The sequence below is a fragment of the Bacillus sp. XF8 genome (genome assembly GCF_017498755.1).
GTDB lineage: Bacteria > Bacillota > Bacilli > Bacillales > Bacillaceae_G > Bacillus_A > Bacillus_A bingmayongensis.
The window spans coordinates 19,273-41,832 of record NZ_JAGDQK010000027.1 but is presented as its reverse complement, the minus strand read 5'-3'; the positions used below and the strand labels follow the sequence as shown (position 1 = coordinate 41,832).

The window sequence follows — 22,560 nt, the reverse complement described above, 5'->3', positions numbered from 1 at the left end:
CTTAGTTTAAGAGATTGTCATACAAGAACCAGGGCCACCTGCGAAAGAAAGGCCACAGCTTCCTTGTTCGCTGTACAGGTCTGCTACTTGTTCACGATGAGAAGCTGGGATAACAAAACGATCTTTATATTTTGCGATGGCAAGAAGGCGATACATATCTTCTACATCTTCTTTTGTTAAACCGATTGTTTTTAACACATCTTTATTAGGTTCTTTATTAATTTGCAGTGCTCTCATATGACTTCGCATGACAGCCATTTTTTTCAATGTAAGACGAATGTGTGATTCATCGCCTGCAGTGAGTAAGTTAGCTAAATATTGAATCGGAATACGCATATTATCGATAGCAGGGAAAATATCTTCTGCTTGCCAGTTGCTTCCTTTTCCTTCCACCATATTCATAATTGGGCTTAATGGTGGGATATACCAAACCATTGGCATCGTGCGGTATTCTGGATGAAGAGGAAGAGCAATTTTCCAATCAATAATCATTTTATAGATAGGTGACTCTTGAGCAGCTTTGACCCATTCTTCTGGAATACCTTGTTTTATTGCTTCAGCAGCTATTTCTGGATCGTTTGGATCTAAGAAGACAGTTAACTGAGATTCATATAAATCTTTTTCATCTTCTACAGAAGCAGCTTCTTTTACTTTGTCAGCGTCATATAGCATAACCCCAATATAACGAATACGTCCTACACATGTTTCAGAACAAATTGTTGGCATACCAGCTTCAATACGTGGGAAGCACAGAGTACATTTTTCAGCTTTATTTGTTTGCCAGTTGAAATATACTTTTTTATATGGGCAAGAAGATACACAGAATCTCCAAGCGCGGCATGCGTTTTGGTCGACAAGTACAATACCATCTTCGTCACGCTTATACATTGCCCCAGATGGACAAGAAGACACGCAAGATGGATTCATACAATGTTCGCAAATGCGAGGTAAGTACATCATAAAGACATTTTCAAAGTCTGTTTTAATATCTTCTTCCATTTTCTTGACGTTTGGATCTTGTAAACCAGTTATATGTCCACCTGCTAAATCATCTTCCCAGTTAGGACCCCATTCAATTTTGTCGATAAATTCACCAGTAATTGCCGATTTTGGGCGAGCTACAGGTTGATGCTTACGCTGTGGACTATTTGTTAATGTTTCATAATCATAGTTCCAAGGTTCAAAATAATCATCGATAGTAGGTTGATCTGGGTTATGGAAAATGTTCATAAGTCGTTTCATTTTTGAACCAGATTTTAGCTGGAGTTCACCGTTTTTTAATTCCCAGCCGCCTTTATATTTTTCTTGATCTTCCCACTGTTTTGGATAACCGATACCAGGTTTTGTTTCCACGTTGTTGAAATACATATATTCAGCACCTGGACGATTTGTCCAGGTGTTTTTGCATGTTACGCTACAAGTGTGGCAGCCGATGCATTTATCTAGGTTCATTACCATTCCGACTTGTGCTTTAATCTTCAAGCCAATCTACCTCCTTCAGTTTACGGATAACGACGTTTAAATCACGTTGGTTTCCGGTTGGGCCATAGTAATTAAAGCCGTAGCTTAATTGACCGTATCCACCAATCATATGTGTTGGTTTGACATGAATGCGCGTTGGACTATTATGAGTTCCTCCACGATTACTTGTTAAGTTTGTACCAGGCACGTTAATATGGCGATCTTGTGCATGATGCATAAAGGCCATTCCTCTTGGTATACGATGCGTTACGACAGCGCGTGCTACGACAACACCGTTACGGTTAAAGCATTCAATCCAATCATTATCAGCAACGCCAGCTTCGGCAGCATCATCTTTGTTCATCCAAACAGTTGGACCACCACGGAATAGCGTTAACATCGGTAAGGAATCGAAGTACATACTATGAATTGACCACTTATTATGCGGTGTTAAATAGTTGAGCGTAATTTCTTTACCTTCCACTTCAGGACGTGATTTACGGAACGGTTTATGTTGCAAGATTGGCTTGAATGTTGCCATTGTTTCGCCGAATTCTTTCATCATGTCATGATCTAAATAGAAAGATTGACGTCCAGTTATCGTTCTCCAAGGAATAAGGCGTTCGACATTTGTTGTAAATGGTGAGTAACGGCGTCCGCCTTTTTCAGAACCTGAGAAAGCAGGAGATGTAATAACTGTTTTTGGCTGTGCTGTAATTTGGTCGAATGTGAAGCATTCTTCTTCGCGTTCTTCTGCTAAATCACGCAGTTTTAAATCTGTTTGTTTTTCAAGAGCTTCCCATGCTTTAACGGCCATATGCCCGTTTGTTGTAGAAGAAAGTGTTAAGACTGCTTCTGCTGCATGGATTGCTTCTTTTATATCAGGGCATCCTTTTCCAATCGAATCAGTGCGGTTTACACCTAATTTGCTCTTTAATTGCTCGTATTCTTTTTCGGCTGACCAGGAAATTCCTTTTGTGCCAATTGTTTTAAGATTCGGTCCAAGTGCAGTCATTTTGTCATAAATCGTTTTATAATCATACTCCACAACCTGAATTTTTGGCATTGTTTGGCCTGGAATTGGTTCACATTCACCTTTACTCCAATCTTTAATGCGACCAAGCGGTTGTGCTAACTCTTGCGGTGTATCGTGAAGAAGTGGTGTCGCCACAACCTCTTTCATTGGTTTAAGATCGAGCTCCTCTGCTAAATCAGAGACTGCTTTTGAAAGGGAGCTGAAAATATCCCAGTCAGAGCGTGCTTCCCAAGGTGAACTGATTGCTGGATTGAATGGATGTACGAACGGATGCATATCAGTACTACTTAAATCGTGTTTTTCATACCAAGTTGAGGCAGGAAGAACGATATCAGAATATAGTGCTGTTCCGGCCATACGGAAATCTAAGTTGATTAATAGATCAAGTTTTCCTTCAGGTGCTTCTTCACGCCACTTGATTTCTTCTGGTCGTAATGAATCGCTATCATCATTCAGTAATCCATTTGTTGTACCTAATAAATGTTTTAAGAAATATTCATGTCCTTTACCAGAACTTGAAATTAAGTTTGCACGCCAAACAAATAAGTTGCGCGGGAAGTTATTTTTGTTATCAGGGTCTTCAATTGCAAATTTCAGTTCTTTTTCTTTTAGCTTTTGAGCAACGTATTTCCCGATTTCTTCCCCCGTTGTCGCTCCAGCAGCAACTGCTTCTTTATATATTTCAATTCCACTTTTCTCGAATGTTGGATAAGAAGGTAACCAGCCAAGACGAGCGGCTAATACATTGTAATCACCGTGATGTTGGTAACGAGAGTTTCCGACAACTGGCGATGCCAAGTGTCCAACTGGTGTATCTTCATAGCGCCATTGATCCGTTACAAAATAGAAGAAGGATGTACCATTTTGTAGTTTTGGTAAAACGCCCCAATCTTTTGCCGTTGCGACAGTTTGCCACCCTTCTGCTGGGCGTAATTTTTCTTGTCCAACGTAATGTGCCCAACCACCGCCGTTTACACCTTGTGCACCAACAAGAAGAACAAGGTTGAGAACAGCGCGGTAAATCGTATCAGAGTTAAACCAATGGTTAATACCAGCACCGACAATAATCATCGAGCGTCCGTTTGTATCAATTGCATTTTGGGCAAACTCACGGGCAATCTGAATAACGAGATCTCTTTTTACTCCAGTCATTTTCTCTTGCCATGCTGGTGTAAATGGCACATCATCATTAAAGTCTTTTGGTTCTTGACCACCAAGTCCGCGGTTGACACCGTAGTTTGCTAACGTTAAGTCGTATACAGTTGTAACGAAAATGTCGCCTTCTTGTGTAGCGATTTTTTTCACTGGAATTGTACGTTCTAATACTTTGTTTCCGTCATCGGAGAAATATGGGATTTGTACAGTTCCAACTGCATCTTCCATACCAAGTAAAGAAAGACGTGGATCAATTTTTTCACCTGTTTGTTCGTCTTCTAAGCGTAAATTCCATTTCTTTTCGTTATCCCATCGTGATCCCATCGTGCCATGAGGTACTGCAAAATCATTCGAATGATCGTTCCAAAGAATTGGTTTCCATTCACCAAGTTTTGTTTCACGACCAATATCAGAAGCGTTTAAGAAACGGTCTGTAACGAATTGGTCTCCTTGCTGTTTTAATGTGACAAGGAATGGGAAATCGGTATATTGCTTTGCATAATTTGTGAAGTATTCCACTTGTTTGTCCACGTAAAACTCTTGTAAAATAACGTGCCCCATTGCCATTGCAAGAGCACCATCTGTACCTTGTTTTACACTCATCCAATCATCTGCAAATTTGGTTGATTCAGCAAAATCAGGACTTACGGAAACGACTTTCGTTCCTTTGTAGCGTACTTCTGCTAAGAAATGGGCATCTGGCGTTCTTGTCATTGGTACGTTTGAACCCCATGTCATAATGTAACCAGAGTTGTACCAATCACTACTTTCTGGAACATCAGTTTGATCACCCCAAATTTGCGGTGAAGCTGGTGGTAAATCAGCATACCAATCATAGAAGCTAAGCATTGGACCGCCCATAAGATGCATAAATCGGCTACCAGCAGCATAGCTTAACATAGACATCGCTGGAATCGGTGAGAATCCGACATTTCTATCTGGACCATATTTAATTATCGTATAAAGCATAGAAGCAGCAACAAGTTGTAATACTTCCTTCCAATTTGCACGAACAAATCCACCTTTACCGCGCGCACTTTTATATGTGCGTGCTTTTTCAGGATTTTCTACGATGCTTTTCCAAGCGTCTAGTGGTGATTTGTGATTTTGAAGTTCCTCTTGCCACATATTCCAAAGGACACCGCGTACATATGGGTATTTCACGCGAAGTGGACTATAAATGTACCAAGAAAAGCTAGCTCCACGCGGACATCCTCGTGGTTCAAAATCAGGCATATCAGGTCCGGTAGATGGATAGTTCAGTTCTTGACCTTCCCAAGTTACAATTCCGTCCTTTACATAAATATTCCAGCTACAAGAACCGGTACAGTTTACGCCGTGTGTAGAACGGATTACTTTATCATGTTGCCATCTCTTTCTGTACACGTTTTCCCATTCACGATCTTCGTATGTTTCTTGTGTATGATTATCGTTATAGCGATCTATTGGAGAAAAATATTTTAAACGTTTCATTAGTGCCGAAGGTTTCTTTTTCATACTGTTCACTCCTTTAATACGTTTCTCTTACTAACATTCAATATAAAAGAGTGTGAAAAATAGAGATGTGATATCTGTCACAGTTCAACAGATTGTCAAAAAAATTATATGAAATTTTGGAGAGTGTGATGTTTTACACATCGTAGAAGAGGTTTTCTACATAGAGTAAAGGAAGAAAGAAAAAAGAGCAGCGTCTCAAATAGAGAGGCTACTCAATGCTACAAATAGAGGCGGGGCAATCTTCACAGGCGATTTCGCATTTTAAAAATTGCAAATTATGAATGGTAATCTTTCCTTTATAAATGGAAATGATTCCTTGTTTTTTTAAATCATTTAACATACGATTTACACTTTCACGTGATGTTGCACAGAAATTTGCAAGTTCTTGATTTGTTAAAGGTAAATCGATGAGGATCCCATTTTCTTTTAATACACCATAACTATTTGTCATACGAATGAGTGTGGAATAAAGGGCACCCTTTTTACCATGCAACACTAAATCACGGAATTTCGTTTGCATTCTCCTTAAATGCTCGCTAATCCATTTCATAAATTCAAATGCAAGGGCCGGCTTTTGGAGTAATGCTTTTTCTAAAGCATCACGCTTAATGATGCCCACTTCAACGTCTTCTAGGCATTTCGAATTTAATAAGTACTTTGCATTGTCCGTAAATAATGTTAATTCACCGATAATATCGTGCTTTGAACAAATGCGAAGTGTTAATTCTTGGCCATCAGCACTAATTTTACTAATTTGAACTTTCCCAGAGTGAATAATATAGAGTTCTTTCGCCTCCACACCCTCTTGGAAAATATAACTTCCTTTATTGATCTGCCTTTTATATTCAACAGATGCAAGTAATTCCTTTAAATCATTTGATAATGCCGTACGATTCACAGCAATCACCTTTCTTTTTAAAGCAGTCTACTTCTTATTTTGGATGTAAGTATGGTGAAAATGCAAGAAATATCTTTTTTATTATAAGTGATAAGTGTATTTTTATCTGTGAACAAGGTATTTTTAATGCTAAAAAAGAGTGTCTGGAAAAGACACTCTTTGAGGTTATCCCGCTATTTGCGGGCAGTAAGACCCACGCCTCAAAATTCAGCAAAAACAAAGAAATTAAAGTTTCACTTTATTTGATCCATTCAACGACCGCATCTATTGTTTGGCGAGTTTTTTTGTGCTTTGGTTCTTCAGTACGGTAACCGAAAGCGACTAAACAAGAGACGCCAAATGTATTCTCTGAAATAATTCCTTCTTCTTTTAAAACTGCTTCTACTTTTTCTTGATTGAACCCTTCAATTGGACAAGAATCAATGCCGATTTGAGCAGCTGCAGTCATCATATTACCAAGAGCGATATATGTTTGTTTAGAAGCCCAATCAAACATTGCGCGGTCACTATCTAATAAATGAAAGTCTGATTCTTGGAACTCCTTATAAAAACCACGTTTCATTGTAATAACTTCCTCGGGAAGATGCTGAATGTTTTTCATAAAGTTAGAAATATAGGAAGAGTTATAAATCATATCCTCTTTCTTACGAGCTAATATAGCAACAAAGTGGCTCGCTGTCGGCAATTGTTTTTGAGCGCCCCAAGCTACAGGGAGAAGTTTTTCGCGAAGAGTTTGGTTTTGAATCACAACAAATTTCCAAGGTTCAAAACCAAATGAACTCGGAGACAGTCGACCGGTTTCTAAAATAAAATGAAAATCTTCATCAGAGATTTTTTTATTTACATCAAATTCCTTACACGCATGTCTAAAGTGATAGGCTTTTAAAATTTCTTCTTTTTTACGTTCCATTTAAATAACCACCTTTAATAATTTACTTTTTCTTAGTAAGTTGATTACAAAATTGATTCTACAATAGTACAATGAATGATGTAAGTACGCACATTTTTAGCATATAGTATCAATTTGTATACTAATGGAGAGTGATAAAATGGAACAGCAAGATATAAAGCGTTGTTCAGTAGAAGTAACGCTAGATGTAATCGGTGGCAAATGGAAAGGAGTTATCTTATTTCATTTAATGAATGCCAAAGAGATTCGCTTTAATCAATTTTTACGATTGATGCCTGGTATTACGCAGCGCATGTTAACAAGACAGCTCAGAGAACTTGAAACGGCTGGGGTAATCCACCGGGAAGTATATAAAGAAGTTCCGCCAAAAGTAGAGTATTCTTTAACGAAATTCGGAAAATCTCTTACACCAATTATTACACTTATGCGTGAGTGGGGCGACGAATATCGGACGCAAGTACAAGTGGATCAAAAGCAGTAAAAAGTATGCAACTTATATTGGCCCCTTCTTTATAATGGGTTAGGTGTCGAGATTTTTATACAATGTGAACAAAATACGAACAGATTTGTGAAGAATTTTTGAATGGCGTATATGATGTGAGAAATATCACAACATATATCATTTGCCTTTATTATCATAAAAACAAATAAAAACATATAGAAAGCGAACAAAGAACTCAAGCAAAAACATCGCAGTTTGAAAATATATTATAATAGAATGAAGACAGATATGAATCTAGCAGAAAAGGAGGGGTGACGATGCGCGAGAAGATTACAGATTCTTTAGGGCGTCCGCTTCAAGATTTACGCATCTCTGTCATTGATCGTTGTAATTTCAGATGCACATATTGTATGCCAGCTGAAGTATTCGGACCTGACTATGCATTTTTACAAGAAGAATTGTTGCTTACATTTGATGAAATCGAGCGATTAGCAAAATTGTTTGTAGGCATGGGTGTAAAGAAAATTAGGCTTACGGGCGGTGAACCATTGCTACGTAAAGATTTGCCAGAGCTTATTACGCGACTTGCGAAGCTAGATGGCTTAACAGATATTGGACTGACGACAAATGGCATTCATTTAACAAAGCAAGCAAAGGCGTTAAAAGAAGCGGGACTGCACCGAGTGAATGTTAGTTTAGATGCGATAGAAGATGATGTGTTTCGTAAAATTAATGGCCGGAATATTAGTACAAAACCTGTGCTAAAAGGGATTGCGGCAGCAAAAGAAGCTGGACTTGATGTGAAAGTGAATATGGTCGTGAAAAAAGGAATGAATGATAGTCAAATTCTTCCGATGGCCGCTTATTTCAAAGAACAGGGAATTCAGCTTCGCTTTATCGAGTTTATGGATGTTGGCAGTACGAACGGATGGAATTTTGAGCAGGTTATTACGAAACAAGAGTTAATCGAGAAGATTAGCGGGGTATATCCAATTGAACCTGTAGAACCCTATTATTTTGGAGAAGTTGCGAAGCGTTATCGTTATACCGACAGTGATACGGAAGTTGGATTTATCACTTCAGTTTCTGAATCTTTCTGTTCTTCTTGTACGAGAGCGCGGATTTCGGCAGATGGTAAATTTTATACTTGTTTATTTGCGACGAAGGGAACAGATTTAAGAAGCTTGCTTAGAGAAGATATTTCGGATACAGATTTATTAAAGGTCGTGCAAAATGTATGGGAATATCGAAAGGACCGGTATTCTGATGAGCGGACTGAAGAAAGTGCAAATAATCGTCCGAAAATTGAAATGTCTTATATCGGAGGATAAGAAAGGGGGATGCTGCGTGCAGGAGCGTTATTCAAGACAAATATTATTTTCTGGAGTTGGTGAAGCAGGACAAAGGAAAATAAGAGAAAAGCATGTACTCATTATCGGTGCCGGTGCATTAGGAGCAGCAAATGCAGAGGCAATTGTTCGGGCGGGAATTGGAAAACTAACGATTGCTGACCGTGATTATGTTGAGTGGAGTAACTTACAGCGGCAGCAGTTATATACAGAAGAAGATGCAAAGCAGTATAAGCCGAAAGCAGTTGCAGCTGCCGAACGTTTAAGGCAGATTAATTCTGAAGTAGAAATCGTACCAGTCGTAACAGATGTAGCGGTACAAGAAATGGAAGAGTTAATTAAGAATGTGGATTTAATATTAGATGCGACTGACAATTTTGAGACACGTCTTCTTATTAATGACATTTCGCAAAAATACAATATTCCTTGGATATATGGAGGATGTGTTGGAAGTTATGGCGTCACATATACAATTCTTCCAGGGAAAACACCATGTTTTCGCTGTTTGATGGAGCATCCGACTAGTGGTGTAACATGCGATACGGCGGGAATTATACAGCCAGCTGTACAATTGGTCACCAGCCATCAAGTGACAGAAGCACTTAAAATATTGGTAGAAGATTTTGGAGCGCTTCGTGAAACGATGCTATCATTTGATCTTTGGAACAATCAGCATATGGCGTTTAAAGTGAATAGGCAGAAAAAAGATACGTGTTTATCTTGTGGAAAACTGCGCACGTACCCGAGTTTAACGTTTGAATCACAGATGAAAACAGAGGTGTTATGTGGACGAAATACAGTTCAAATCCGTCCAGGAGTGCCGCAACTTCTTAATTTAGAAGAAATTAAAAAGCGCTTACAAAAAAGTATGAATGTGCAAACAACACCATATTTATTATCCTTTCCAATTGATGAATATCGATTTGTTTTATTTACAGATGGCAGGGCTTTTATTCATGGGACAAATGATATGAAAGTAGCGAAACGATTATATGCGAGATATATAGGATGAACCTAAAGGAGGTTCCTTTAGGTTCTGGGGATTAGGAATGTGAATTTCTAACGTAATCTCCACTTTTTCCGCCTGTTTTTTCAAGTAAATATGTTTCGCCGATAATCATACCTTTATCAATAGCTTTACACATGTCATACACGGTAAGCGCGGTTGCAGAGGCAGCAGTTAAAGCTTCCATCTCGACACCTGTACTACCTTCTGTTTTTACTTTTACTTCAATTTGTAAACGGTAGTTCTCTTTAACCGTTTCCCAATCGAAGGAAACATCTACTCCTTTTAGAAGTAAAGGGTGGCACATCGGAATAATATCAGAAGTACGTTTGGCAGCCATAATACCAGCAATTTGTGCGACGGCTAATACATCGCCTTTGCCAATTTCATTATGAGTGACTTTATCATAAATTTCTTTCGTAACAAGAATGCTAGAGCGAGCAATTGCTGTTCGCACAGTAGTTTTTTTATTGCTAATATCGACCATTTTTGCACGGCCTTGGTCATTGAAATGAGTAAATGAAGACATGGAATACCTCCTTGAAGTAATTGCTATTATGATTAGCATTGTACAATATAAAGTGTAATCAAGATGTGATATTTTGCAAATATGGGGTGAAAAAGATGTTAGAAAAACGAGTACCAATTCCAGTTGCTGAAGCAGTAGCACGGGTAATGAAATACGCCCAGCAAGGTGAAACAGAAAAAATTTCTATTATGGAAAGTTATGGAAGAATTCTTGGAGAAGATGTTGTAGCGGATCATGATGTCCCGCATTTTGATCGCTCTCCATATGATGGATTTGCGATTCGAGCGGAAGATACAAAAGAGGCGGGGCACAATCATGCCATTGAATTTGAAGTAATAGGAGAAATCGGAGCTGGCTCTGTTTTTATAGATGAAGTAAAGGCATTTCAAGCTGTGCGCATTATGACAGGGGCAGCGATTCCAAAAGATTGTGATGCAGTTGTGATGTTAGAACTCACGGAAGGGTTTGAGCAGAACGGTAAAACGTATATGAAGTTAAAGCGTTCTTTAAAAGCAGGTGATAATGTTTCGTTTAAAGGTGAAGATGTGAAACAAAATCAAATACTTGTAAAAAAAGGTACGAAGATTAATCCGGGTGTAGCAGCACTTTTAGCGACGTTTGGCTACAGTTCAGTGAACGTTATAAAACAGCCTGTTGTTGGGATTGTAACGACGGGAAGTGAGCTATTAGAAGTACATGAAGCGCTGGAACCAGGAAAAATTAGAAACAGTAATTCCTATATGATCGCAGCACAAATTGCTAGAGCTGGTGGGCAAGTAAGGTATTATGGACAACTTGCTGATGATTTAGAAGCTTGCTATGAAGCAGTGAAAACCGCGATGAATGAAGTGGATATTTTAATCACAACGGGCGGTGTTTCGGTAGGCGATTACGATTACTTGCCTGCGATTTATGAAAAATTACATGCGAATGTTCTTTTTAATAAAATCGCGATGCGACCAGGGAGTGTCACAACGGTAGCTGAAGTAAATGGAAAGCTGTTGTTTGGGTTATCTGGTAACCCATCTGCTTGTTATGTTGGATTTGAATTACTCGTTCATCCAGTTATTCAAGCATTCTTTCACGCGAAAGAACCGCATGCATATCGTGCAGATGCTATTCTGCAAAAAGATTTCTCAAAGGCAAATCCATTTACACGATTTGTAAGGGGGAAAGTAGAGTCTATCAATGGACAGCTACAAGTTATGCCAGTAGGACTTGATAAATCAAGTGCGATTTCTTCTCTTGCAGATAGCAATGCTTTTATTGTACTCCCAGGAGGAACAAGAGGATTTGAAGCGGGAATGAAAGTTTCAGTGCTATTACTAGAATCAAGTCAAGGAAGTGAGTGGCCTTGGGCAGAACCGCTCCAATCTTACAAATAGTTGGCTATCAAAATAGCGGGAAAACGACGCTTATGGAGAAATTGATTCAAGCTTTTGCGGAGGAAGGTATGAAAGTTGCCACAATTAAGCATCACGGACATGGTGGCTATCCGGAAGTACCGCAAAAGGATAGTGAACGACATAGGCAAGCGGGTGCTGTCGTGAGCGCTGTAGAGGGAGCTGGACTATTATCACTTTCTTCTCTTCGGGATGAGTGGTCTTTACAGGAGATCATTCGATTATATGAATTTTTTGAAGTGGATTTCATTTTAATTGAAGGATATAAAGCAGAAAATTATCCAAAGGTGGTTTTGCTTCGCTCGATTGAAGATATTGCTTTATTAAATAAAGTGGAGAATGTGATGGCAGTTATTACATGGGATGACGCTATGCAAAATTTACAAGAAACATATAAAACATTTCATATAACAGAGGAAGAATCATATATGAAATGGTTCGTACAAACGATAAGGGGTGCACAATGACACATATGTATTATGAAGTAATCGATACACCAATTTCGATTGAAGATGTTACAAATAAAGTGATTCGTCGTGAATGCGGTGCTGTGACAACCTTTATTGGGACTGTTAGAGAATTCACGAAAGGGCGCCGTACATTATATTTAGAATACGCAGCTTATAAGACAATGGCAGAGAAAATGCTTGCGAAAATTGGAGGTGAAGTGAAAGAAAAATGGCCTGGGACACACGTTGCGATTACACATCGCATCGGTACATTACAAATTTCTGATATTGCCGTTGTTGTTGCCGTATCAACGCCGCATCGAAAAGCTGCGTATGAAGCAAATGAATATATTATGGAACGCATCAAACAAATTGTTCCGATTTGGAAAAAAGAGTTTTGGGAAGATGGCGACTCATGGATTGGTGATCAATTAGAAAAAACGCCATATCCAAATGGGGAACCTGAAAAGGAGATGAGAAAATGATTCAAGTATTATTATTTGCGCATTTGCAAGAAGAAGCCGGAACAAACGAGCTGAAAATAGACTGTGAAAATATTACCGTTGCAGAACTAAAAGATATCCTTACAAAGGAACATCACATAGCAGTTTCAGAGCAAATTATGGTCGCTATCAATGAAGAATATGCAAATGAAGATGACAAAATCAAAGCTGGTGATGTTGTCGCATTGATTCCGCCAGTAAGCGGTGGTTGATTTTTTCCAGTCTAATCACGGAATTCCGTGATTAGACTGGAGGGAATTAATATAAATTGTGAAATATTGAACAAAATAGGAGGCGAAAAAGATGAGAAGTCCGAATTTTCAATTAGGTTTACAAACTTCTAATCTTGTCATTGGTTTTATGGTGTGGGTGATTTTATCTTCGTTAATGCCGTTTATTAAAGTAGACATTGCATTAACAGCAGGACAAATTTCCCTTGTTACAGCAGTACCTGTTATTTTAGGGTCAGTGCTTCGAATTCCAATTGGTTATTGGACCAATCGTTACGGAGCGAGAAAATTATTTTTTATAAGCTTTATTATTTTATTATTCCCTGTCTTTTATATTAGCATTGCGAACTCTATGATGGATTTAATTATTGGTGGTTTATTTGTAGGAATCGGCGGAGCTGTGTTCTCAGTAGGTGTAACGTCCTTGCCGAAATATTATCCGAAAGAGCGTCACGGTTTTGTAAATGGTATTTACGGTGCAGGTAACGCAGGAACAGCGGTTACATCATTCTTAGCACCTGTAATTGCAACTTCATTTGGCTGGAGAGCAACTGTACAATCCTTTTTAATCTTACTAGCTGTTTTTGCTCTTCTTAACTTTTTATTAGGTGATCGCGGGGAGCGAAAAGTAAATACACCATTAATGGAACAGTTAAAAGGTGTATACAAAAATGAAAAACTGTGGTTCTTATGTATTTTCTATTTCTTAACTTTTGGATCGTTTGTTGCATTTACAGTATACTTACCAAACTTTTTAGTATCTCACTTTGGATTAGAAAAAGTAGATGCGGGCATGCGAACAGCTGGATTTATCGTATTAGCAACAATCATGCGCCCAATTGGTGGTTGGCTCGGTGATAAATTTAATCCGTTTAAAATATTAATTTTTGTATTCATCGGTTTAACGCTATCTGGCATTGTTTTATCGTTTATGCCAAGTATGAACGTATATACATTTGGCTGCCTACTTGTCGCATTTTGTGCAGGAATTGGAAACGGAACAATCTTTAAACTCGTACCGATGTACTTTTCTGAACAAGCCGGGGTTGTGAATGGACTTGTCGCAGCTTTAGGTGGATTAGGAGGATTTTTCCCACCATTAATTTTAACCTTACTATTCCAACTAACTGGTCATTATGCAATTGGATTCATGGCATTATCAGAAGTAGCGCTTGCTTGTTTAATTATTACAGTATGGATGTACAGTCAAGAAAAGCTATTAGTGATGTTAAATAGTAAATAATATAAGAAAAAGATGTCTGTGAGCAGACATCTTTTTCTTATATAAACAAAAAAATAGCCGAACGCTATTTATACAAATTAGGGATTCGTGTATTAATGATTGATAGTATCTTGTAGAAAATCGGTAGCTTGATTTTCTGAAACATCTTGAACAAGTGCAACTTCACTAATTAAAATTCTGCGCGCGTTGTCTAACATTTGCTTTTCACTCGCATTTAATGCTCTTTCTTTATTGCGGCGAATTAAATCGCGAACAACTTCAGCACCGTCTAGAAGATTCCCGTTTTTCATTTTCTCCATGTTCATAGTATATCTTTGTTTCCATGAGAGTGAGTGGTCAGCTTCACCATTATGAATGTCAACTAATACATCGTTTAATGTATTTTTATCGACAACGAAACGTATGCCTGAATTTTCTACTTTATCCATAGGAATCATCACTTGCATATCGCTAATAACCATGTGTATTACACAATACTGACGTGTTTTTCCTAACACTTCTTTATCCTCAATTGCTTCGATTATTCCTGCTCCGTGCATAGGGTAAACAATTTTATCGCCGATTTGAAACAAATCATCCACCTCCATATGTGGTAACTATATGTAATGATAACATATATGGATAAAAATATCAAATTTATTATATTATCATATGTTTTATGTGTGTGTCAATGATTTCAGGGTGGTTTTTTTATTGCGTTTTTAGATGGAAATGAATCACACTTTTTGTTGAAAGAGCTGCATATGGAATGGAGTGAGTATTCTCAGAAATGTCTGGAGAAAAATAAGGGGCATATCCACTCCTTTTTATTCATAAAATGTAAAATCGTTAATACAATATACCTAAATCCGTTCTTTTTAAAGGAGGGGTGAAAGGTGGGACGCACAATTAAAATTGATATTACGAATAAGGTAGTAGCAAGATTTAAATCAAATTATTTAGAATTATATACAAGTAAATTTATGATAGGTAAGTTTTATGTCTATACTGAAGATAAGCAATATGTGTTAGAAGACGGATATATATATGAAGATGGTAAGTTTTATCGCATCATAGATACGCACCGTGGCAATAATCAAGCGGCGGAGGGCTGCGATCTAGGATGGTGTTAACATGATTCGCGTTAAGGTGTTCGATGAAAGTCATGAAAAGGACTTGGAAGACTCCATAAATGTGTTTCTGAAGAAGCTGAATGAAGAACAGCTTGTAGATATTAAATATCAAGTTGGTGTATCCATTAATGACGATGAAAATCAAATTTATTGTTTTTCGGCGATGGTGATATATAAAACATAAAAAAGAGCTGGGGAGCCAGCTCTTTTTTATGTTTTTAAGAAGGAGCTACATGAACTGGTAAAGTACTCATAATGGATTGCGTTGCTTTTGTGAGTATATTATGAGGAAATGTAGAGCTGTGTGTTTGTCCTGTCGAAAGACTGTTGAGAACTTCTCAACAGTCATTGTGAAATTGTATAAATGGAAACATAGATCAGAGAAAGACTGTTGTTATTGGTTCGAATGGAGATTTCTTGACACAAAACCAAAAGGTGTTATATCATAAAAAAACGAAACTAAAAGGTGTTATATTTAACGCCTAATAAAGGAGACATAATATGAAACAGCAAAATACATTACAAGATATTACACAAACGGTTATTTTTGAAGCGTCTATTCAAAAAGTATGGCGTACGGTATCTACTGCAGAAGGGATTGCATCTTGGTTTATGCCAAATGACTTTGAACCAAAAGTAGGACATGAATTTCATGTGCAATCACCTTTTGGCCCATCACCATGCAAAGTGTTAGAAATTGATGAGCCTCACCGTTTATCTTTTTCATGGGATACAGATGGTTGGATAGTGTCATTTATTTTAAAAGATTTAGGAGATAAAACGGAGTTTACTCTTATCCATGGCGGATGGAAACAGTCTGATGAGACAATTTCGAAAGCGAACGAGAAAAGTTCTGTTATTCGCGATAGAATGGCAGGTGGCTGGGTAGCAATTGTAAATGAAAAACTGAAAAAGGTTGTTGAGGGTTAAGTGTCCTCATCTGCAGCAAAATATGATGTCTTTCAAGCAATTGCTGATCCAACGCGCCGAGAAGTACTCCGGTTATTAACCGAAAAAGAATTACCGATTTCCAAAATAACAGATCATTTCCCGATGAGCCGTACAGCTGTAGCGAAGCATCTTCACATTCTTTCAGAAGCGAAATTAGTGAGCGGAAGAAAGGTTGGGAGAGAAAAAATATATCGCTTGCAGCCGGAGCCGTTAGCTGAATTACAGCAGTGGCTTTCCTATTATGAGCAGTTTTGGAATAATAAATTGTCTATGCTGAAATATGTGGTGGAACATGAAGAGTAAGTGTTACTATATATTGTCGAATCGTCGATATATATGAGAGTTGCGTCGAAATATAAAAGAGGATGGTCGCTATGAACGATCATCCTCTTTTTTTACTGTTCAGTTGTCTGCACAGCTGGCTTTAATAGAAGCCAACCGATGAATAGCGTAAGAAGTGCGAGCACAAATGTACTCATATAAATAACATGTACGCTCGAAGCTAATACTTCTTGTGATTTTGTTACTACATTTGCTGTGCCTCCGTGTCCTCCAGAGACCAAATCAACATTTTGTATGCCTTGCGCGTGGATCATCGTATTAAAGATAGTTCCAAAGACAGCGGCACCTAATGTTTGGCTAAATGTATTAATAAATGTATTTAAGCCGACTGCTGTACCGCGTGTATGTGCAGGGACAGCTGCTTGAATGGTTACCATATAAATTGGTGTAATAAGTCCCATTCCTAAACCGAATAGTCCGACTGCAACATAAATTAGAAATGCTGGTGAATGAGTTGATAATGTAAATAACAAGAAGGTAGCAATGGATAAAATGCTAGCTCCAAGTAAAATGATTTGTTTCGTTTGTAACTTACCAACTAAATTTCCAGAAAAAATCGCGCCGAATGTCCACATAACAGGAATTGGCATCAGAATAAGTCCAGCTTCTGTCGCATTTTTTCCTAATACACCTTGGCTCCAAATTGGCAGGTACATTGTAATACTAATAATCATCGCACCAGCGATAAGTGTTAATATGTTTACAGTTGATAAAGTACGGTTAGAGAAAAGTGCTAACGGAATTAATGGTTCCGGAGATTTTTTCTCAACGAATAAGAAAATAATGAATGAAACAGCCGCAAAGATTAAGAGGCCAATAATTGTAATGTCGCCCCAGTTTTGCTTACTGCTTCCTGTTAAGAGTGCATAGAGTAACGCAATTGTACTTAGTGAGAAGATGATTGCACCAGGATAATCGATATGATGTTTTGCTGGTTTAATCGACTCTTTATAAGAGATCGCAATCATCGCACAAGCAAGAATTCCAAATGGAACGTTTAAGAAGAAGATGTAGCGCCAAGATAGGGAATCTACTAAAAATCCACCTACTAGTGGCCCGATAACACCGGAAACACCCCAAACAGCACTCATCCAGCCTTGTGCTTTTGCACGATCTTTCGCTTCACTATATAAGTCGCCGATAATCGTCATTGTAATTGGCATAACAGCCCCGGCACCTACACCTTGCAGAGCACGAAAGATGATTAATTGTTCCATTGATGTAACGATTCCGCAGAGTGCAGAACCGATTAAAAAGATTGCTGCCCCAATGAGAAGAACTTTTTTACGGCCGAATAAATCGGCTAGTTTTCCGTAGATTGGAGTCGAGACAGCTGTTGCTAGCATATAAATTGCATACACCCAGCTCACAAGTTCGACGCCAGATAAGTCGCTCGTTATACGAGGAATTGCTGTACTTACAATCGTTCCTTCCACAGCGGAAAGGAACGTCATTAGCATTAAAGATATCATGACTTTTTTTCGCATATGTTTTCCCCTTTGTTTCGATTATTCAACATTATAAAATATAAAGCTACTTAGCTATATAAAGCAACAAAAAAGAAACAAGAGTGGAAAGAGTTCACCCTTGTTTCTTTTTTAGTATTGCATTTTCGCATTTTGCCCTGCAGTTGTTCCTGCGATTCTTCCTGTGACAAGAGCAGAAGTAATATTATAGCCGCCTGTATAGCCATGAATATCAAGAACCTCTCCGCAGAAGTATAAGCCGTTCATTAATTTAGAAGCCATTTCTTTCGGATAAATTTCTTTAACAGAAACGCCACCACCTGTAACGAATGCTTTTTCAAGAGGCTGTGTGCCGTTTACTGTTACTTTAAACTCTTTGAAGTCTTTCACAAGTGCACGGATCTTTTCGTGAGAAACTTGCCCAGCCTGCTCGCTGCCATCAATTCCATTTCTTTCTAATAAGAATAGGAAATAACGCTCAGGAACATATCCTTTTAACACATTTTTGATTCCTTTTTTCGGTTCTTCTTTCATTTGTTTCATCATGCGCTGGAAGAGCTGTTCGCTATTTTCTTCAGGCAGTGCATCGATACTCATTTCTACAGCGCGCATTTTAAATTTTTTCATCGTTTTTACGACGAATTGACTACAGCGAAGAGCAGCTGGGCCGGAAATACCAAAGTGCGTAAAGAGCATGTCCATTTTATGAGAAATGACAACTTTGCCTTTGGGGTTTAATACACTTACATTTACATCGCGTAAAGCAAGTCCTTGTAATGTACGATCCCGAATAAATGGTTCGTTTGAAGTAATTGGTACTTCCGTTGGGAAAAGTTCAGTAATGGTATGTCCTGCTTTTTCAGCCCAAGCATAACCATCTCCAGTTGAACCGGTGTGAGGGACAGATTTTCCGCCAACAGCGATTACAACGTGATTTGTTTCAAGAACTTCACCTGTTTTGAGTACAACGGCCTTCGTTTGGCCATTTTCATATTCTATCGTTTCAACTGGTGTGTTAGTGCGGATTTTAACGCCTAGCTCCTTTAGTCTCGTTAATAAAGCATCCACAACAGATTGTGCTTTATTAGATACTGGGAACATGCGGCCGTGGTCTTCTTCTTTTAGCTTTACACCAAGTTTTTCGAAGAATGTAATAATATCTTCATTATTAAAGATAGAAAAGGCGCTATATAAAAAGCGGCCGTTTCCTGGTATATGTTTCACAATTTCATCAAGTGGCAATCGGTTTGTTACGTTACAGCGACCCCCACCGGAAATCGCAAGTTTACGACCTAGTTTATTTCCTTTATCAAGAAGCAAGACGCGTGCGCCTTCTTCAGCAGCACCGATGGCAGCCATTAATCCTGATGGGCCTCCTCCGATGACAATAACATCATAATGCATAATATATCGACCTCATTTTCTACATTTCCTGCCTAAAAGAATAGCATGTTTTCATAGAAAAGAAAAATACGGTGATATGCTGTTTCTCTGAAGAATTGTGGTACAATACAAAGGTTAGAGTTCAGCGTTATATATGTAGGAGGATCATCTATGTCCGATTCAAAATTTTTGCGCGGAACGCTTATTGTGACGTTAGGAACTTTTTTAGTTAAGTTCTTAGGCATGATTTACGTCTTTCCATTTCATGCATTAGTTGGCACAGAAGGCGGAACGCTCTATACGTATGGATATATTCCATATACGATCTTTTTAAGTATTGCAACGGCGGGAGTGCCGCTTGCTGTTTCAAAGTTTGTTTCTAAATATAATGCGCTTGGAGATTATAAGACGAGCAGGAGAATGTTCCGTTCAGGAATGATTATGATGATTGCAACAGGAATCCTTTCCTTCTTAGTCCTTTATATGTCTGCGCCATTATTTGCTGAGGCAATGCTTGGTAAACAAAGTGTACACAATAGTATAGAAGAAGTTACGATGGTTATTCGCCTCGTAAGTTTTGCACTTATTGTTGTACCAGCAGCAAGCTTAATTCGTGGTTATTTCCAAGGGCATCAATCAATGGGACCGACGACGGTATCGCAAATTATTGAACAGATTATTCGCATTATCTTTTTATTAGCGGGTAGTTTTATTGTCATTAAAGTAATAGGTGGATCAGTAGCAGCAGCAGTTGGAGTGGCAACTTTCGCAGCGTTTGTTTCAGCTGTGGGAGCACTTGGTGTGTTAATTTGGTACTGGTTAAAACGCAAAAAGCATCTAGATCAATATTTAATTGAACAAACTGTACCAGAATCAACAGTAAGTACGGTTCAATTATTTAAAGAATTATTTGCATATGCAATTCCGTATGTTGTCATTGGATTAACAATTCCTTTATATCAACAAATTGATACATTAACATTTAACTCTATTATGCAAGCGATTGGGCAAGGGGATATTGCAGAGCGAGCACTTGGTATTTTTACGATGTGGACGCATAAATTAATTATGATTCCTGTTTCCCTAGCAACGGCATTTAGCTTAACGCTCGTTCCAGCGATTACAAAATCGTTTACAGAAAAACAATACCGTTATTTAAAACTACAAATAACACAAACATTCCAAGCAAATATGTTTTTAACATTGCCTGCAGTAGTTGGTATTTCTACGCTTGCATATCCGATTTATACAGCGTTTTACGAGGCAGATCCACTAGGTGGACAAGTGCTTATGTGGTACGCACCAGTTGCGTTATTATTTGCTTTATTTACAGTAACAGCAGCCATTTTGCAAGGGATTAATCAACAGAAGCACGCGATTATCGCTCTTGCTATGGGGGTTGTTTTGAAATTTGTATGTAATATGATTTTTATTCGTTACTTCGGTACAGTTGGAGCTGTTTTAGCAACAGCTGTTGGGTTCCTAGCTTCTGTTTGGTATACGAATAGACAAATTCGTAAATACGCACACTATTCATTCGGTGTTGTATATAAGAGAACGTTCCAAATTGCAGTTTTAACAATTGTAATGGTCATTGTCGTAAAATTATCACAAGGAATTTTATCCTTTGTGATTTCGCCTGATGGTCGTATTGGTGCACTGATTACAGTTGCGATTTGTGCAGGTATTGGTGGCCTTGCTTACGGATTTTTAGCGATCCGCATGGGAGTACTAGAAAGAGTATTTGGCGGAGAAGCTTTAGAGAAGATTCAGCGTAAGCTTGGTAGTAAGTTGAAAATAAAGATTAAATCAAAAGGGGCGTAAAAAAGCGTCCCCTTTTTCTATGATAATAAAGAAGGTGAATGAATTGAGATTAGATAAATTACTAGCAAACATGGGATATGGAAGTAGAAAAGAAGTAAAGAAATTATTGAAAGACGGCGTTGTGAAAATTGATGGAACGCCAGTGAAAGATGCGAAGTTTCATGTGAATGTAGAAGAACAAGAGGTTACCATTCACGGTGAGATTGTTGAGTATAAAGAATTCGTATATTTAATGATGCATAAACCACAAGGTGTCATTTCCGCAACAGAAGATGACAACCATGAAACAGTTGTGGATTTATTAGAATTAGAAGATGCAATCTTCGATCCGTTTCCAGTTGGAAGACTTGATATTGATACAGAAGGTTTTCTATTGTTAACAAATGACGGGAAACTTGCGCATCAATTACTATCTCCGAAAAAGCACGTACCGAAAAAGTACTATGCACACGTAGCTGGAGTAGTAACAGAAAAAGATGTCGAAGAATTTGCAAAAGGTGTTATTCTAGACGATGGCTATGAAACGAAACCAGGCGATCTTACGATTCTGAAAAGTGACGATGTTTCTGAAATTGAGCTTGTTATTACAGAAGGAAAATTCCATCAAGTGAAGCGTATGTTTGAAGCTGTTGGGAAAAAAGTTGTCTACTTAAAGAGAACAGAGATGGGGCCTTTAGTATTAGATGAAGAATTAGAGCTTGGTCAGTACCGCGAATTGACAGATGAAGAGGTTGAAATGTTAAAAACATATCAAGTTCAAACAGAGAATTAAGAGTGAGACCGATTCCAAAAAAATAGAAAGAACCCCTTTCTGATTTCACAGAAAGGGGTATGTATTATATTTTAGATACAATTGTTTTCGTTATGAGGTCATTCTCACTTTCTTTCCTGTTGTTGTCCACTTACCGCGGCAAGGGCTATACACGAGCTCATTAAACTGCAACACATTCAGATCACGTTGTATCGTTCGCGGTGTGATCCCGAACTCATCTACAAGGTCTTTCGTCGTTACCGTACCATTTTCATTGATGTACATATAAATTGATTTAATGCGTGTTAGCATACGAGTAGTCGTAGGTTTCAAGAGAAAACCACTCCTCTACTAGTTTTTTTGACCCCATTCAGGAAAGAAGGTCTTTACTTCCATTGTACTCTACTTGACAAATTTCATGCTTTAACCTAGTTAAATTTTACAAAAGTTTAACAAATAATAAAATAGAAAAATATTGGTAGTTGACATTCTATGTCTCTTCTATCAACTATCACATAAATTTCTACGTAAACCGTCAAATTCCTGCAAATTTTTTTAGAAAAATAAAAGAAAAACTAATGAGAAATATCTGAAATGTTACAATTATTCGTTATTGGATG

The 22,560-nt window shown here is 38.1% G+C and carries 23 protein-coding genes; 14 read left to right on the top strand and 9 right to left on the bottom strand.

From position 1 onward, the window contains the following. Positions 1 to 6: 6 nt before the first annotated feature. The 4 genes from narH to J4P91_RS16970 all read right to left on the bottom strand — a co-directional run bounded on the left by narH (position 7) and on the right by J4P91_RS16970 (position 6,957). The gene (narH, locus tag J4P91_RS16985; protein ID WP_207995056.1) at positions 7 to 1,482 is read right to left on the bottom strand and encodes a nitrate reductase subunit beta; all 1,476 of its coding nucleotides are present in this window, start codon (positions 1,480 to 1,482) and stop codon (positions 7 to 9) included. Continuing rightward, positions 1,472 to 5,149 carry a nitrate reductase subunit alpha gene (locus J4P91_RS16980; RefSeq protein ID WP_207995055.1) on the bottom strand — a complete coding sequence of 1,226 codons (3,678 nt, stop codon included), beginning with the start codon at positions 5,147 to 5,149 and terminating at the stop codon, positions 1,472 to 1,474. The genes narH and J4P91_RS16980 overlap by 11 nt, the downstream gene beginning before the upstream one ends. A 208-nt stretch (positions 5,150 to 5,357) precedes the next feature. After that, on the bottom strand, positions 5,358 to 6,056 hold the full coding sequence (locus J4P91_RS16975) for a Crp/Fnr family transcriptional regulator (RefSeq protein WP_026049336.1): 699 nt from the start codon (positions 6,054 to 6,056) through the stop codon (positions 5,358 to 5,360). A 229-nt stretch (positions 6,057 to 6,285) separates the two neighbouring features. Further along, positions 6,286 to 6,957, bottom strand: a complete 672-nt coding sequence (locus J4P91_RS16970; RefSeq protein WP_207995054.1) for an NAD(P)H-dependent oxidoreductase — start codon at positions 6,955 to 6,957, stop codon at positions 6,286 to 6,288. A 139-nt stretch (positions 6,958 to 7,096) separates the two neighbouring features. Here J4P91_RS16970 and J4P91_RS16965 point away from each other — a divergent pair, with 139 nt between their 5' ends. The 3 genes from J4P91_RS16965 to J4P91_RS16955 all read left to right on the top strand — a co-directional run bounded on the left by J4P91_RS16965 (position 7,097) and on the right by J4P91_RS16955 (position 9,760). Then, on the top strand, positions 7,097 to 7,438 hold the full coding sequence (locus J4P91_RS16965) for a winged helix-turn-helix transcriptional regulator (RefSeq protein ID WP_017153804.1): 342 nt from the start codon (positions 7,097 to 7,099) through the stop codon (positions 7,436 to 7,438). 278 nt (positions 7,439 to 7,716) lie between these two features. Further along, positions 7,717 to 8,730 carry a GTP 3',8-cyclase MoaA gene (gene moaA, locus J4P91_RS16960; RefSeq protein WP_207995053.1) on the top strand — a complete coding sequence of 338 codons (1,014 nt, stop codon included), beginning with the start codon at positions 7,717 to 7,719 and terminating at the stop codon, positions 8,728 to 8,730. A gap of 16 nt (positions 8,731 to 8,746) precedes the next feature. Next, entirely contained in the window at positions 8,747 to 9,760 is a 1,014-nt protein-coding gene (locus J4P91_RS16955) for a molybdopterin-synthase adenylyltransferase MoeB (protein WP_017153806.1), read from the top strand. A gap of 31 nt (positions 9,761 to 9,791) precedes the next feature. On the opposite strand, the gene moaC is transcribed toward J4P91_RS16955, so the two are convergent. After that, entirely contained in the window at positions 9,792 to 10,283 is a 492-nt protein-coding gene (gene moaC / locus J4P91_RS16950) for a cyclic pyranopterin monophosphate synthase MoaC (protein WP_017153807.1), read from the bottom strand. 95 nt (positions 10,284 to 10,378) lie between these two features. On the opposite strand from moaC, the gene J4P91_RS16945 reads away from it, so the two are divergent. The 5 genes from J4P91_RS16945 (at position 10,379) to J4P91_RS16925 (ending at position 14,111) form a co-directional block, all read left to right on the top strand. Next, the gene (locus tag J4P91_RS16945) at positions 10,379 to 11,668 is read left to right on the top strand and encodes a molybdopterin molybdotransferase MoeA (protein WP_207995052.1); all 1,290 of its coding nucleotides are present in this window, start codon (positions 10,379 to 10,381) and stop codon (positions 11,666 to 11,668) included. Beyond that, entirely contained in the window at positions 11,638 to 12,153 is a 516-nt protein-coding gene (gene mobB, locus J4P91_RS16940) for a molybdopterin-guanine dinucleotide biosynthesis protein B (RefSeq protein ID WP_243763886.1), read from the top strand. The genes J4P91_RS16945 and mobB overlap by 31 nt, the downstream gene beginning before the upstream one ends. Continuing rightward, positions 12,150 to 12,620 carry a molybdenum cofactor biosynthesis protein MoaE gene (locus tag J4P91_RS16935; protein ID WP_207995050.1) on the top strand — a complete coding sequence of 157 codons (471 nt, stop codon included), beginning with the start codon at positions 12,150 to 12,152 and terminating at the stop codon, positions 12,618 to 12,620. The genes mobB and J4P91_RS16935 overlap by 4 nt, the downstream gene beginning before the upstream one ends. Beyond that, positions 12,617 to 12,850, top strand: coding sequence for a molybdopterin converting factor subunit 1 (moaD, locus tag J4P91_RS16930; RefSeq protein ID WP_017153811.1), 234 nt, complete (start codon positions 12,617 to 12,619; stop codon positions 12,848 to 12,850). Before J4P91_RS16935 ends, moaD begins: the two co-directional genes overlap by 4 nt. A 91-nt stretch (positions 12,851 to 12,941) precedes the next feature. Further along, positions 12,942 to 14,111, top strand: coding sequence for a nitrate/nitrite transporter (locus J4P91_RS16925; protein WP_207995049.1), 1,170 nt, complete (start codon positions 12,942 to 12,944; stop codon positions 14,109 to 14,111). Positions 14,112 to 14,203: 92 nt separating this feature from the next. On the opposite strand, the gene J4P91_RS16920 is transcribed toward J4P91_RS16925, so the two are convergent. Then, positions 14,204 to 14,698, bottom strand: a complete 495-nt coding sequence (locus J4P91_RS16920) for a CarD family transcriptional regulator (RefSeq protein ID WP_087958016.1) — start codon at positions 14,696 to 14,698, stop codon at positions 14,204 to 14,206. A 288-nt stretch (positions 14,699 to 14,986) separates the two neighbouring features. Between J4P91_RS16920 and J4P91_RS16915 the strand changes: the two genes are divergently transcribed. From J4P91_RS16915 to J4P91_RS16900, 4 genes are all read left to right on the top strand, one after another. Beyond that, positions 14,987 to 15,223 carry a DUF2553 family protein gene (locus tag J4P91_RS16915; protein WP_207995048.1) on the top strand — a complete coding sequence of 79 codons (237 nt, stop codon included), beginning with the start codon at positions 14,987 to 14,989 and terminating at the stop codon, positions 15,221 to 15,223. 1 nt (position 15,224) lies between these two features. Beyond that, entirely contained in the window at positions 15,225 to 15,407 is a 183-nt protein-coding gene (locus J4P91_RS16910) for a sporulation protein Cse60 (RefSeq protein WP_207995047.1), read from the top strand. A gap of 317 nt (positions 15,408 to 15,724) precedes the next feature. Further along, entirely contained in the window at positions 15,725 to 16,153 is a 429-nt protein-coding gene (locus J4P91_RS16905; protein ID WP_207995046.1) for an SRPBCC family protein, read from the top strand. After that, positions 16,154 to 16,477, top strand: a complete 324-nt coding sequence (locus tag J4P91_RS16900) for an ArsR/SmtB family transcription factor (RefSeq protein ID WP_003208744.1) — start codon at positions 16,154 to 16,156, stop codon at positions 16,475 to 16,477. A gap of 92 nt (positions 16,478 to 16,569) precedes the next feature. Here the strand turns inward: J4P91_RS16900 and J4P91_RS16895 are convergent, their stop codons facing one another. Continuing rightward, positions 16,570 to 18,003 (bottom strand): MDR family MFS transporter, encoded by a 1,434-nt coding sequence (locus J4P91_RS16895; protein ID WP_207995045.1) that lies wholly within the window; start codon positions 18,001 to 18,003, stop codon positions 16,570 to 16,572. A 111-nt stretch (positions 18,004 to 18,114) separates the two neighbouring features. Beyond that, positions 18,115 to 19,386 (bottom strand): BaiN/RdsA family NAD(P)/FAD-dependent oxidoreductase, encoded by a 1,272-nt coding sequence (locus tag J4P91_RS16890; protein ID WP_207995044.1) that lies wholly within the window; start codon positions 19,384 to 19,386, stop codon positions 18,115 to 18,117. A 150-nt stretch (positions 19,387 to 19,536) separates the two neighbouring features. On the opposite strand from J4P91_RS16890, the gene J4P91_RS16885 reads away from it, so the two are divergent. Beyond that, positions 19,537 to 21,189, top strand: coding sequence for a putative polysaccharide biosynthesis protein (locus tag J4P91_RS16885; protein ID WP_207995043.1), 1,653 nt, complete (start codon positions 19,537 to 19,539; stop codon positions 21,187 to 21,189). A gap of 43 nt (positions 21,190 to 21,232) precedes the next feature. Continuing rightward, positions 21,233 to 21,961: a pseudouridine synthase gene (locus J4P91_RS16880; protein WP_207995042.1), complete on the top strand. Its 729-nt coding sequence runs from the start codon at positions 21,233 to 21,235 to the stop codon at positions 21,959 to 21,961. A 90-nt stretch (positions 21,962 to 22,051) separates the two neighbouring features. Here J4P91_RS16880 and J4P91_RS16875 read toward each other — a convergent pair whose 3' ends face one another. Next, on the bottom strand, positions 22,052 to 22,273 hold the full coding sequence (locus tag J4P91_RS16875) for a DeoR family transcriptional regulator (protein WP_000805512.1): 222 nt from the start codon (positions 22,271 to 22,273) through the stop codon (positions 22,052 to 22,054). Between the last annotated feature and the right edge of the window lie 287 nt (positions 22,274 to 22,560).